We start from the raw sequence: 12851 nt of genomic DNA on the forward strand, positions 1-12851 counted from the left end.
GTCGGTCTCTCGGGCGCGTGCGCCCGACGAATCGCACCGCCTGCGGCCCGTGCCGGGGCACGGCGGAGGCGGGCAGCCCGCTGCGCTGCGGGCAGGCGAGGGGTCACCTCGGATCGGGGGGCGGGTCCGGGGCCCGGCCGCACGTCGGGCCCCGGGGGAGGGCGGGGATCAGACGAAGCCCGGCACGGACTTCCACGCGTCGCCCGGCTCGGGGGCGTCGTCGCGCTCGACGACGGCCTCGATCTTTCCGTAGGGGCGGTCGGCGGCGAAGAACACCTCGTTGGGGTTGTCCAGGCCGAACGGCGACAGGTCCACCAGGAAGTGGTGCTTGTTGGGCATCGAGAAGCGGATCTCGGCGACCTCGGGGTGCGCCTCCAGGACGGCGGTGCCCATCTGGAAGAGGGTCTGCTGGAGGGCGAGGCTGTGCGTGTTCGCGAAGGCCTCCAGGCACAGCGCGCGGATGGACGCGTAGGCCTTGTCGAAGTCGTGGTCGGTGCCGATGTAGCGCCAGCGGGCGGTGACGTCCGTGGCCAGGATGCGGTCCGTGGTCTCCTGGAGCGTGGTGTAGCGGGTCTTGGGGTACCCGTGGAACTCCGAGCCGGTGGACTTCAGGACGGTCAGGCCGGTGAAGCCGGAGACGACCCACTCGCGGCCGCCGTCCTTGGTGACGACGGTGGTGCGGGTCTCGGCGCCGTTGCGCACGAAGGAATGGTCGTGGGGGCCGTCGGAGGTGACGATGCGCTCCCAGGAGTACTCCTCGATCTCCTGCCGGGCGCCGTGCACGTACTCGTGCTCGTCGACGAAGTGGCGGGCCAGGCGCAGCGCGAAGTCCTCGACGGCGCCGACGCCGCCCCACTCGCGGGCCTTGGCGTAGACCGTGTTCTTCTGGGTGTCGGTCGGCAGGCACGTGGCGTTGTCGCCGACGGTGTGGACGTCCTCCAGGTCGCCGCGCAGCTGGGAGGTGACGTTGACGTCCTTGATCCGGTGGACGTCGGTCTGGCGGTCGACGTGGACGAGGCGCACCTCGGCCTTGCCGTACTGGTTGTCTCCGAGTCTGATGCCCATCAGGGTGAACTCCATCCGTGTGGATAAGTCTTCGTCGTTCGCGTGTGAACGCTGTGCGTACGAGGGAGGACCGCTGGTCATGCGGAAGGACCTATCACGCACCCTGAGTCTGTGATCCTGCGTGTCGCCGTGTCCTGAGGCGTGTCCTTTCGGTTGCGTTCGGGTGTCCGTCGCCGTGTTCCCCTGAACCTCCGCTGCGCTGCGGGTCCGTGCCCGGCGGTACAGGAGGGCGTTCGGGAACAGGGCCTAGGAGCCCCGGTAGGTGGAGTAGGCGAACGGGCTGAGCAGGAGCGGCACGTGGTAGTGCGCGTCCTCGTCGGCGAGGTCGAACACGATGGAGACCTCGGGGTAGAACCCCCGCTGCCCCGTCGCCCCGAAGTAGGCGGCGGTGTCGAAGGTGATCCGGTGGTATCCGGCGGCGAGCCGCTCGGGGCCCAGGTCGCCGACCCGGCCGTCGCCGTCGGTCACGCCCTCGGCGACGGTCTTCCAGGAGGAGCGGCCGGGGTCGGCCGCGGCCTCCAGCCGGACGGGGACGCCGGCCGCGGGGCGGCCGAGCGCGGCGTCCAGGACATGCGTGGTGACGTGGCTCATCCTTCGGCCTCCAGGAGTTTGACCAGGCGCAGGGCGGCGATCCGGCGCAGTTCGCCGCCGACGACGGCCAGTTCGGTGTCGCGGTCGTTGCCGAGCCGTCCGACCAGGTCGGACAGCAGGTCGCGGGGGCCGCGGCCGCTGGCGCAGACCAGGTAGATCTGCCCGAACCTCTCCTCGTACTCCTGCTGGGCGTACTGGAAGATGCGCTGGACGCGGACGGCGGCGTCGTCGGTCTCGGAGGCGAACGCGGACTGCTCTCCGCGCGACCAGGCGGCCTCGGTGCCCCGGCCCCGGGCCTTCTCCCCGATGCGGGGGTGGCGGGCCAGTGCGGAGGCGACCTCGTCGGCCGTGATCTCGCGGGCGTGGGCGTCGGCCGTGTCGAGGAGGGCGGCGCGGTCGGCGTAGGGGGCGGCGGCCGCGACGGCCCGCACCCAGCGTTCCACGTCCAGGCACTGCGCGAGCTCGGCGCGCAGTCCCTCCTCGGAGAGGGCGTTGAGCCGGTCCAGACCCTGGTCGGGCCGGGTGTCCGGCTCCGCCGAGGTGCTTTCGGGCATGGGGTTCTCCCGTGACCCGGCCGAAGCCGGGCTTTCATAGTGCAGACATGCGATTCCGTATTACGGATTGCAGGGACTCTAGTTGATGGCAGTGTGACCTTGTCAACACTCGCAAGGGGCTTTCGGTGAAAAACAAGCGGATTCATGACATGGGCAAAAGATCCGCCGAACGTGCGGAGGCGGTCGTGGTCCGGAGGGTGCCGGGGGTGGTCGGCGCGGCCGGCGGCGGCCGGTCGGCCCTGGGGGTGTTGACAACCGGGGCGACCCGACGCACACTCAAATCATTCCTTAAAGCGAAAAGCAAGTTCCACATTGCGGAAGTAACCACGGAGGCCGTGCATGAGCCACACCCTCGGGTACACGGTGAACTGCTCCATGCTCTTCACCGAGCTGCCCCTCAACGAGCGCCCCCGGGCCGTCCGCGAGGCCGGGTTCGACGCCGTCGAGTTCTGGTGGCCCTTCGAGAGCGCCACCCCGCCCCGGGAGGACGTCGACGCGTTCATCGCCGCCATCGAGGCCGCGGGCGTACGGCTGACCGGCCTCAACTTCTTCGCCGGCGCCCTGCCCGGGCCCGACCGGGGCGTGCTCTCCCAGCCCGCGCGCTCCGCCGAGTTCCGCGCCAACCTCGACGTCGTCACCGCGATCGCCGAGCGCACCGGCACCACCGGCTTCAACGCCCTGTACGGCCTGCGCCAGGCCGGGGTGGACCCCGCCGAGCAGGACCGCCTGGCACTGGAGAACACCGTCGCCGCCGCCGAGGCGGTCGCCCGGGTCGGCGGCACCGTCCTCATCGAGCCCCTCAGCGGCGCCGAGGACTACCCGCTCAAGACCGCCCGCGACGGCCTCGACTTCGTCGCCGGGGCCCGGGCCGCCGGGGCCGGCAACGTCGCCCTGCTGGCCGACCTGTACCACCTGGCCGCCAACGGCGACGACGTCGCCGCCGTCGTCCGCGACCACGCCGCCGAGTTCGGACACGTCCAGATCGCCGACGTCCCCGGCCGCGGCGAGCCCGGCACCGGAGAGCTGCCCATCGACGACCTCCTCACCGCCGCCCAGAAGGGCGGATACCAGGGCCTGGTGGGCCTGGAGTACAAGCCCACCGTCCCCACCGCGCAGAGCTTCGGCCGCCTGCGCTGAACCGCGCGCCCGCACCCACAGCCACGAACAGGAAGGGGCACACCGTGTCCATCCGCAAGGTCGCCTTCATCGGACTCGGCATCATGGGCCTGCCCATGGCCGTCAACCTCGTCCGCGCCGGGTACACCGTCACCGGCCACAACCTCACCCCCGACCGCGTGGACGCCCTCGTCGCCGAGGGCGGGCTGCGCGGCGGCGGCGTCGCCGGGGCGGTCGCCGACGCCGACGCCGTCATCACGATGGTCCCCGACTCCCCGGACGTCGAGGCGCTGCTGCTCGGCGAGGGCGGCGTGTTCGAGAACGCCAAGCCCGGCACGCTCATCATCGACATGAGCACCATCCGCCCCGACGTGTCGCGCTCCGTGGCCGAGGCCGGCGCCGAGCGCGGGTTCCGGGTCCTGGACGCGCCGGTCAGCGGCGGCGAGGCCGGGGCCATCGAGGCCAAGCTGTCCATCATGGTCGGCGGCTCCCAGGAGGACTTCGAGGCGGCCCGCCCGCTCTTCGACGTCCTGGGCACCACCCCGGTCCTGGTCGGCCCCAACGGCGCCGGGCAGACCGTCAAGGCCGCCAACCAGCTCATCGTCGCGGGCAACATCCAGCTGCTGGCCGAGGCCCTGGTCTTCCTGGAGGCCCACGGCGTCGACACCGAGGCCGGCCTGGAGGTCCTGGGCGGCGGGCTCGCGGGCAGCACCGTGCTCCAGCGCAAGGGCAGGGCCATGCGCGAGCGCGACTTCGCCCCCGGCTTCCGGATCGCCCTGCACGACAAGGACATGCGCATCGTCACCGACTCCGCGCACGCCGCCGGGGTGGTGATCCCGCTGGGCTCCCAGGTCGCCCAGTACGTGGCGGCACTCAAGCAGCAGGGCCACGGCGGCCTCGACCACTCCGCGCTGCTGAAGATCGTCGAGCAGCTCTCGGGCCGCGAGCAGTAGGCGGCCGCGCGGCGGAGCAGAGCACTCCGCCGTCCCGGGCCGCCCGGCGGCCGCGTGTGTTGGCCGCACCGCGTGACCGTCCGGAGCCGGCCCGCCCCCGGAACTCCCCCCTAGCACTGAAGGAACAGCCATGACACGGATGCCCGTGATGAACGCGGTCGTCGAGGTTCTGAAGGACGAGGGCGTCGACACCGCCTTCGGTTGCCCCGGCGCCGCCATCCTGCCCCTCTACAAGGCGCTGGAGGACGTCGGCGGGATCGAGCACCTGACCGTCCGCCACGAGGAGGGCGCCACCCACATGGCCGACGGCTGGTCGCGCACCACCGGCAAGGTCGGCGTGGCGATCGGCACCTCCGGCCCCGCCGGGACCAACATGATCACCGGCCTGTACACCGCGATCGCCGACTCCATCCCGATCGTCTGCATCACCGGCCAGCAGCGCACCGACCTGCTGGACAAGGAGGGCTTCCAGGCCGTCGACATCGTCGAGATCGCCAAGCCCGTCACCAAGTGGGCGGTGCAGATCAAGGAGGCGGCGACCGCCCCGTGGATCTTCCGCGAGGCGTTCCGGATCGCCCGCGAGGGCCGCCCGGGGCCGGTCCTCGTCGACATCCCCGTCGACATCGCCCAGCAGGTCATCGACTACGACCCCGAGCTGGACGCCCCGCTCAAGGTCAACACCGTCGAGCCCCACCTGCCCCGGGTCGAGCGCGCCCTGGACCTGCTGCTGGAGGCGGAGCGCCCGCTCATCCTGGCGGGCGGCGGCGTCATCCTGGCCGAGGCCTCCGGGGAGCTGCGCGAACTCGCCGAGTACCTGCGCGTCCCGGTCCAGGTCACCCTCATGGGCAAGGGCTCCTTCGACGAGGACTCGCCGCTGTACGCGGGCATGACCGGCGTGCAGACCTCCCAGCGGTACGGCAACGCCTCGTTCCTGGAGTCCGACCTGGTCCTGGCGGTGGGCGCGCGCTTCGCCGACCGGCACACCGGCCAGATCGACGTCTACCGGGGCGAGCGCAAGTTCATCCACGTCGACATCGAGGCCACCCAGATCGGCCGGGTCTTCGAGCCCGACCTGGGCGTGGTCTCCGACGCCCGCCTCTTCCTGCGCGAGCTGCTGGCCGCGGCGAAGCGGCGGGAGGCCCGGGCCGAGGTCGGGGCCTGGGTCGACCGGGTCGGCGAGCTCAAGGCCACCCTGACCCGGCGCGAGGACTTCGACAGCGTGCCGGTCAAGGCGCCGCGCGTCTACAAGGAGATCAACGAGGTCTTCGACGAGGACACCTACTTCGTCACCGCGATCGGCCTGTACCAGATCTGGGGCGGCCAGCACCAGAAGGCGTACAAGCCGCGCCGCTACCAGATCTGCGGCCAGGCGGGCCCGCTGGGCTGGGAGATCCCCGCGGCCATCGGCGTCAAGAAGGCGCTGAAGGACACCGACCCGGACGCCGAGGTCGTCGGCATCGTCGGCGACTACGGGTTCCAGTACATGGTCGAGGAACTGGCCGTCGCCGCCCAGTACAACGTCCCCTACGTCATCATCATGCTCAACAACGAGTACCTGGGCCTGATCCGCCAGGCGTCCATCCCCTACGGGATGAACTACCAGGTGGACATCCACTACGACGAGTACGGCACCGACAACGTCAAGATCATGGAGGCGTACGGCTGCGCGGGCCGCCGCGTCTGGGAGCCGGGGGAGATCCGCGACGCCCTGGAGTGGGCCCGCAAGGAGGCCAGGTCGACCTCCCGCCCAGTGCTCGTCGAGATCATGATCGAGCGCGAGGCCAACACCCCGCACGGGCCCGCGATCGACGCGGTCAAGGAGTTCGAGCCGGTCCCCGGCGCGTAGTCGACCCTGCTCGCTTCGGGCCTCCGCTCCGCTTCGCCCCGTGCGATGGCGCCCGGAGAACGGGAACCTTCGGCCGTGCGCTCACGCCCTCGCCCACCCGTCGCCCGCCACCACCCTCAACGGACGGCCTGGCGGCCGGCTGCCTTCGTCCTCGAAGACGTTCGCTCCGGGCCTCCGGAAACCCGTGGGCGCCATCGCTCTCACAGGCCGCCGCGGACGGGTTCCTCCTGCGCCTGCGTCCGCGGTGCACAGCGGCCCCTCCCCCTACTGGCTCGGGGGGAGGGGCCGTCCACGCGGGGGTCAGCCGCAGTAGGCCTCCTCCTCGCCGATGATGCGGTACGGGCAGTCGGCGTAGTCGAGCAGCCGCAGCACGGCCTCCCGGTTGCGCTCGGTCTCCCGGTCGATCACCGAGGACGGCGGGTAGAAGCCGCCCTCCCAGGCCGAGCGGGGGTACATCTCGTACGTGAAGTTGACGATGCGCTGGTCGCCCCAGAGCCAGTCGTTGATCGAGCCGTCGGTGACGTACAGGTCGCTGGACTGCTGGGGCGTGTACCCGTTGGCGTCGGCCATGTGGGCGCCCAGGGCCGCGTGCGTGTCGTACTCCTCGCGGGTCATCCCGTCGGTGACGTCGGAGTAGGTGTGGCCGAACGGCCACAGGATGAGCTCGCTGTAGGTGTGGAAGTCGATGGCGGCGGTGATCTGCTGCTCGCCGCCCACCACCCGGCTCCGCACGAAGTCGGCGACGACCCGCACCTCGGGGGCGGACTCGGGGGCCGGGCCGCGGTAGGTGATGCTGCTCGGGTTGCCGGAGGAGCCGCCGCAGCAGCCCCACTCGTAGTCCCAGTTGCGGTTGAGGTCGGTGCCGACCGCCGAGGTCCCGGCGTTGGGCTGGCGGTTCTTGCGCCAGTCCCGCCAGGCGCTGCCGGCCATGTCGTACTCGGAGCCGTCGGGGTTGACGTTGGGGACGATCCATATCTCGCGGCCGTCGACCAGCCCGGTGATGCGCTCGTCGGTGCCGTACCCGTCGGTGAGCAGGTCCATCAGGTAGACGGCCATCTCGACGGTCAGGTGCTCGCGGGCGTGCTGGGCGTGGGTGAACAGCACCTCGGGCTCGTCCTCGTCGGCCGCCGCGTTGTCGCTGATCTTGACCGCGACGATGTCGCGGCCCTCGTGCGAGGTGCCGATGACGCTCGGGACGGCGAGGTCGGGGTGGTCGGCGACCACCTTGTCGACGAGGTCGAGGAGTTCGGCGTGGTCGGTGTAACCGGGGTCGGGGGCGGCGAACGCCCCGGGGACCTCCAGCACCTCCACCCCGAAGCCGAGCGCGGCGATCTCCGCGGCGTCGTCGGGGGTGGCGGTGACCAGGACCTCCTCGGCGGCCACCTGGTCGATGGCGGCGCCGGTCGAGGCGATGGCGGTGCGGTCCCGCGGGGTGCTCGCGCCGTCCACGATGTACAGGTCGTACTCGGGCTCGGCGGTCGCGCTCCCGGCGGCCAGGGTGCCGAGCATCAGCGCGGCGGCGGTCAGGGGGACGAGGGTGCGGCGCACGCCCGAGGGGATGCGGGCGCGCCTGGGGGACGGGAAACGGGTGGTCTCCACGGGATGCCTCCGTGAGCGGGGGTGAGGCGATCGGACACGGTGGCGACATTGCAGAAGAGATCACCACGTTCTGTCAACATCCATGATCTCTGAGTCATATAGGAATGTTTGCCGCTGAAAGCGGCGAACCCCCACGTCACCCCCGCCGGGTCCGCCCCGCCCGCCGCGGGTACCCCGTCCCCTCCTGGCCGCATCCGGCCACCCGCCTACCGCGGCTGAGGCTCCCGGGCGGGGGAGAGGGCCTCGGCGGCCGCGGCCTCCGGGGGGAGGGCGCGGCCCGCGGCCCGGGCGGCCCCGACGGCCTCGGGACCGGCCAGGGCGCGGGCGGCGGCCAGGACGCGGTCCACGTCGAACCGCTCGGCGGCGGGCATCGGCGCCCCGGCGGCCTCGCGCAGCCGCTCGGCGGCGCCGACCAGCCGGGCCGCGGCGACGCCGTCGCCCTCCAGGGCGGCGACCCCCGCCAGCCCCTCCAGGGCCAGGGCCACCGCGCGCGGGTCCCCGGTGAGCCGGGCCTGCTCCAGGCCCTGGCGGTGCAGGTCGCGGGCGGCTCCGGCGTCCCCGCGCTGCTCGGCGGTGAAGCCCAGTTCGGCCAGCGCGAACGCCAGCCCCGGCCGGTACCCGTCCTGCCGGTGCACCGCCAGGACCTCCTCCAAGTGCTCCCGCGCGGTGTCGAGGTCGCCGCGGCGCCGGGCGGTCATCCCCAGCCCGGCGACGGTGAACCTCCGCCCCGCCCGGAACGCCTGCTCGCCGGCGATCCGCAGGGCCCTCAGGTTGTGCGCGTCGGCGGCCTCCAGGTCGCCGTTGAGCAGGTGGACCCGGGCCAGGCGGCCCAGTTCGTCGACCACCGTCGGCCACAGCCCCAGGCCCTCGGCGATCTCCAGGGCGCTGCGGTGCCGGCGGGCGGCCTCGGCGTAGGAGCCCTCGATGCCCGCGACCACGCCCAGCAGGCTGTGCGCCCGGGCCTCGCCCCACGGCTCCCCGGCGCGGGAGAACAGGGCCAGGCTCCGGTCGGCGTCGCGGCGGGCGGGACCCAGTTCGCTGCGGCGCAGCGCCCGCCACCCGCGCAGGTGCAGCGCGAACGCGGTCCACCACGGGTCGCCGGCCGCCTCGAACACCTCCAGTGCCTCCGACAGCCGTTCGTCGGGCCAGTCGTCGCCGGGGCCGACGGCGTCGGAGAAGGCCGTCACGAACACCAGCAGGGTCTGCGCGCGGGCGCGGGTCCGGGGGTCGGGCAGGCCCCGGGCGATCCGCTCGGCCTCGCGCGCCGGCGCGTGCTCCGCGTGGTCGGTGCACTCGGCCACCCCCAGGACGGTGTGCCAGAGCAGGGCCTCGGCCCGGTCCGCGGGGGAGCCCGTGCCCTGGGCGGCCAGCGCCCGGGACAGCAGGCGGCACCCCTCCCGGTACCGCCCGCGCAGGTACCAGAACCAGCCGTGGTAGGCGGCCACGCGCAGCGCGAGGTCGGCGTGCCCGTGGTCGGCCGACCACTCGATGACCGCGCGCACGTCGGCCGCCTGCCGGTCCGCGTCCGCCTGGTGCGGGTCCAGGGTGAAGTCCGCCGCCTCGCCCCGTCCGGAGCGGTCGGCGATGTGCCGTGCGTACCGGTGCCAGACGGCGTCCTCCTCGCCGGCGGCGGCCAGGCGCCGCGCGGCGTAGGCGCGGATCGTCTCCAGCAGCCGGTACCGGGTGCCCTCCTGGCCGACCGCCACCAGCGACCGGTCCACCAGGCCCGCCAGGATCCCCGCGACGTCGGCCGGCTCCACGCCGGGCGCCCCCTGCGGGTCGGCGGCGATCGCCTCCGCGGTCTCCAGCGTGAACACGCAGGTCGGCACGGACAGGCGGCGCAGCACCGCCTGTTCGGGCCCGGTCAGCAGCCGCCAGCTCCAGTCCACGGTCTCCCACAGGGTGCGTCTGCGGTCGTGCCCGCCCGCCCCCAGGACCCGGAAGCGGTCGTCCAGCCGTTCCGCGAGCCGGTGCACCCCCAGGGAGCGCACCCGGGCCGCGGCCAGTTCGAGGGCCAGCGGCAGTCCGTCGAGGTGGCGGCAGATCCCGGCCACCGCCTCGGCGTTCGCCGCGTCCACGGTGAAGCCGGGCACCGACGCGGCCGCCCGCCGGACGAACAGCGCCACGGCGTCGGAGGCGGCCACCTCCGCCGGCGAGGTGCCCTCCGGCAGCCCCAGCGGCCTCACCTGGTGCAGGTGCTCGCCGGGGATGCCCAGCGGCTCCCGGCTGGTGGCCAGGACCCGCAGACCCGGCACGGTCCCGAGCAGGCGGGCCGCCAGGTCCGCCGCCGGCGCGATCAGGTGCTCGCAGTTGTCCAGCACGAGCAGGGCCGGTCCGCCGCCCAGCGACTCGGCGATGCGCGCGGCCACCGGCCGCGCCCGGGCCGACCGCGACCCCTCGTCCTGGAGGCCCAGCACGGCCGCGACCTCCTCGGCGACCCCCTCGCCGTCCTCGCGCCCGGACAGCTCCACGAACCACACCGGGCCGAAGCGGCCGTCGCCGACGGCGACCGCGGCCAGGGCCATGGAGGTCTTGCCGACACCGCCGGGCCCCAGCAGGGTGGTCAGGCGCGACCGCGCCAGGGTGCGCCGCACCTCGGCGACGCAGTCGTCCCGCCCCACCAGGTCGGTCAGGGGGGCGGGCACCGAGCCCCGGGCAGGGGCGGCGGGGGCCGGATCGGCCGGGGGCGCCATGACGTGCGGGTGGTGGACGGCCGCAGCCGGAGCCGGGGCCGCCGGGACCTCCGCGACCGCGGGGGCCGGGTCCAGTACGGGGGACTGGGCGAGGATGTCCGAGTGCAGCCGGGTGATCTCCGGGCCCGGGTCCACGCCGAGTTCCTCGGCCAGCAGCTCCCGCAGCCCGCGGTGGCTCTCCAGGGCCTCGCCCTGGCGGCCCGCCCGGTACAGGGCGAGCATGTGCGCCGCTCGCAGCCGCTCCCGGGCCGGGTGCGCGCGCACCAGTCCGCCGAGCTCGGCGACGAGCTCGGGGCCCTCGCCCAGGTCGAGCCGGGCCCGGGCGCGGTCCTCCAGGGCCGCCAGGCGCATCTCCTCCCAGCGGGCCAGGGGCGCCGCGGCGAAGGCGGCGTCCGCGTGGTCGGCCAGCGCCGGGCCGCGCCACTGCTCCAGCGCCTCGTCCAGCAGCCGGACCCGCTCCCGGGGGCCGCCGCCGCGGGCCCGGGCCACCAGGGCCTCGAACCGGCCCGCGTCCACGGCGTCGGCGTCCACCCGCAGCCGGTAGCCCGAGGGGCCCGACTCCAGCCGGGACCGGAACCCGGCCTCGCCGCGCTCCAGGGCGCCGCGCAGCCGGGAGACCGCCGTCTGCACGGCGCCGGCCGGATCGGGCGGCGGGGCGTCCCAGAGCTCGTCGACCAGGCGGTCGGCCGAGACCGACTCGCCGCGGTGGACGAGCAGCAGCGCCAACAGGGCGCGCACCTTGGCCCCCGGAACGCGTACGGACGAACCCCCGTCGGTCCACACGGCCAGCGGCCCCAGCACCCCGAATCGCATACCGGAGAGCCTATACGCGCGGTTCCGCGGCGCTCCTCACGGTGAGACCGGGGTCACGACAGCGGACGGACAGCGCGCGGCAAGCGGCCGGACGGCGCCCCGGCCTAGCTTCGGAACGTTCCCGGGGGCGGTCGCCCCCGACACGTGAGACCCGGAGGAGAACCGTGGACGACTCCCTGTTCCAGCCGATCAAGGTCGGCCGCCACGAGGCCGCCAACCGCCTGTTCATGGCCCCGATGACCCGGTCGCGCTGCTACGACGCAGGCCGTCCCGACGCGCTCGTCGCCGAGTACTACGGCCAGCGCGCCTCCTCCGGCCTCATCATCACCGAGGGCATCCAGCCCAGCGTGCGCGGCCAGGGCTACATCAACACCCCGGGCCTGCACGACGCAGGCCAGGTGGAGGCGTGGAAGCCCGTCACCGACGCCGTCCACGCGCGCGGCTCGCTCGTCTTCGCGCAGCTCATGCACACCGGCCGGATCGGCCACCCGGTGCTGTACCCGGACGGCGGGCTGCCGGTGGCCCCGTCCCCGATCGCCTCGGGCCAGGAGCTGTTCGACGGCTCGGGCATGCTCCCGCACCCGGAGCCCCGGGAGCTGACCGTCGCGGAGATCCAGGAGGTCGTCGACGACTTCGCCAACGCCGCCCGCAACGCGGTCGAGGCCGGGTTCGACGGCGTCGAGGTCCACGGCGCCAACGGCTACCTGGTCCACCAGTTCCTCGCGGACGGCTCCAACCACCGCACCGACGAGTACGGCGGCGACGCCGAGCGCCGCTCCCGGTTCGCGATCGAGGTGGTGGACGCCATCGCCGACACCATCGGCGCGGACCGCACCGCCCTGCGCATCTCGCCGGAGAACAACTACAACGGCATGTCGGACGGCGACCCGGCCGCGCAGTACACGGCCCTCCTGGAGGGGCTGCGCCACCGCTCCGACCTGGCCTTCCTGCACACCACGCAGATCGGCGGCGCCGAGCTGACCCCGCTGGTCCGCCGCCTGTGGGAGGGCACCCTCGTGGTGAACCCGGCGACGGGGCTGGACCTGTCCGGCGTCGACGCGGCCCTGGCGAACGGGGCCGACGCCGTCGCCCTGGGCTCGGCCTGGCTCGCGAACCCGGACCTGGACGAGCGCCTGCGCTCGGGGGCGGACCTCAACGCGCCCGACGCCGCCACCTTCTACGGCGGCGACCGCACCGGCTACACCGACTACCCGCACCTCGCCGGCGCCTGACCCCGTCCGGGGCGGCACCGGGGTGCCGGAAAGGAGAAATCCCGCCGGGGGGCCGGCCCGGCCGTCGGTCGCGGCTTACGTGTGAACGGCGCGCAACGACGGCGGCCTCGGGTGTTGGCCGCACCCTGGGTCCCCCGGCGGGACTCGAACGACCCCCCTAGCACTGAAGGGTTCCCCCCAATGGTACAGACCTCTGCCCTGTATCTCGAGATCAAGGTATCGGTTGTCTCGAAATCGAGATGACCCGGACAGAGGGGGACCGATCGCCGACACGCGCCCGCCGGGAAAGGCGCAGGTCACGTGATGCTCGTCCCAAAGTGTGGACAGGAAGTACCAGGATTTCCGGACGCTCTGCTAGCGTGAGCCCATCATGCTGTGCGAGCTGCTCC

9 protein-coding genes are annotated in these 12851 nt (G+C 73.6%); 4 read left to right on the plus strand and 5 right to left on the minus strand.

The window, feature by feature from the left end; genetic code table 11:
* Positions 1-168: 168 nt before the first annotated feature.
* From pucL to uraD, 3 genes are all read right to left on the minus strand, one after another.
* Complete coding sequence (gene pucL, locus ABZ249_RS09810) at positions 169-1065, minus strand: factor-independent urate hydroxylase (RefSeq protein WP_355259819.1); 897 nt, start codon at positions 1063-1065, stop codon at positions 169-171.
* 246 nt (positions 1066-1311) lie between these two features.
* Complete coding sequence (gene uraH, locus ABZ249_RS09815) at positions 1312-1656, minus strand: hydroxyisourate hydrolase (RefSeq protein ID WP_220562631.1); 345 nt, start codon at positions 1654-1656, stop codon at positions 1312-1314.
* Complete coding sequence (gene uraD / locus ABZ249_RS09820; protein ID WP_355259823.1) at positions 1653-2210, minus strand: 2-oxo-4-hydroxy-4-carboxy-5-ureidoimidazoline decarboxylase; 558 nt, start codon at positions 2208-2210, stop codon at positions 1653-1655. Before uraD ends, uraH begins: the two co-directional genes overlap by 4 nt.
* 339 nt (positions 2211-2549) lie before the next feature.
* Between uraD and ABZ249_RS09825 the strand changes: the two genes are divergently transcribed.
* The 3 genes from ABZ249_RS09825 to gcl all read left to right on the plus strand — a co-directional run bounded on the left by ABZ249_RS09825 (position 2550) and on the right by gcl (position 6125).
* Positions 2550-3347, plus strand: a complete 798-nt coding sequence (locus tag ABZ249_RS09825; RefSeq protein ID WP_355259826.1) for a TIM barrel protein — start codon at positions 2550-2552, stop codon at positions 3345-3347.
* Positions 3348-3391: 44 nt separating this feature from the next.
* Positions 3392-4279, plus strand: a complete 888-nt coding sequence (locus ABZ249_RS09830; RefSeq protein ID WP_355259829.1) for a 2-hydroxy-3-oxopropionate reductase — start codon at positions 3392-3394, stop codon at positions 4277-4279.
* A 130-nt stretch (positions 4280-4409) separates the two neighbouring features.
* A complete protein-coding gene (gene gcl / locus ABZ249_RS09835) occupies positions 4410-6125 on the plus strand; it encodes a glyoxylate carboligase (protein ID WP_355259832.1) in 1716 nt (571 codons plus the stop codon).
* A gap of 300 nt (positions 6126-6425) precedes the next feature.
* Here the strand turns inward: gcl and ABZ249_RS09840 are convergent, their stop codons facing one another.
* Both ABZ249_RS09840 and ABZ249_RS09845 read right to left on the minus strand, forming a co-directional pair.
* On the minus strand, positions 6426-7634 hold the full coding sequence (locus ABZ249_RS09840) for a M14 family metallopeptidase (RefSeq protein ID WP_355260256.1): 1209 nt from the start codon (positions 7632-7634) through the stop codon (positions 6426-6428).
* 296 nt (positions 7635-7930) lie between these two features.
* Positions 7931-11230 (minus strand): BTAD domain-containing putative transcriptional regulator, encoded by a 3300-nt coding sequence (locus ABZ249_RS09845; protein ID WP_355259835.1) that lies wholly within the window; start codon positions 11228-11230, stop codon positions 7931-7933.
* 164 nt (positions 11231-11394) lie between these two features.
* Between ABZ249_RS09845 and ABZ249_RS09850 the strand changes: the two genes are divergently transcribed.
* Positions 11395-12462, plus strand: coding sequence for an alkene reductase (locus ABZ249_RS09850; RefSeq protein ID WP_355259838.1), 1068 nt, complete (start codon positions 11395-11397; stop codon positions 12460-12462).
* Positions 12463-12851: the final 389 nt, after the last annotated feature.

Source organism: Nocardiopsis sp. NPDC006139, from assembly GCF_040614155.1.
GTDB classification, from domain to species: Bacteria; Actinomycetota; Actinomycetes; order Streptosporangiales; family Streptosporangiaceae; genus Nocardiopsis; species Nocardiopsis changdeensis.

Coding starts and splice junctions, on each gene's coding strand:
- uraD (WP_355259823.1), bottom strand. CDS start 2,210: ATGCCCGAAAGCACCTCGGCGGAGCCGGACACCCGGCCCGACCAGGGT.
- ABZ249_RS09845 (WP_355259835.1), bottom strand. CDS start 11,230: ATGCGATTCGGGGTGCTGGGGCCGCTGGCCGTGTGGACCGACGGGGGT.
- ABZ249_RS09825 (WP_355259826.1), top strand. CDS start 2,550: ATGAGCCACACCCTCGGGTACACGGTGAACTGCTCCATGCTCTTCACC.
- uraH (WP_220562631.1), bottom strand. CDS start 1,656: ATGAGCCACGTCACCACGCATGTCCTGGACGCCGCGCTCGGCCGCCCC.
- gcl (WP_355259832.1), top strand. CDS start 4,410: ATGACACGGATGCCCGTGATGAACGCGGTCGTCGAGGTTCTGAAGGAC.
- ABZ249_RS09840 (WP_355260256.1), bottom strand. CDS start 7,634: ATGCTCGGCACCCTGGCCGCCGGGAGCGCGACCGCCGAGCCCGAGTAC.
- pucL (WP_355259819.1), bottom strand. CDS start 1,065: ATGGGCATCAGACTCGGAGACAACCAGTACGGCAAGGCCGAGGTGCGC.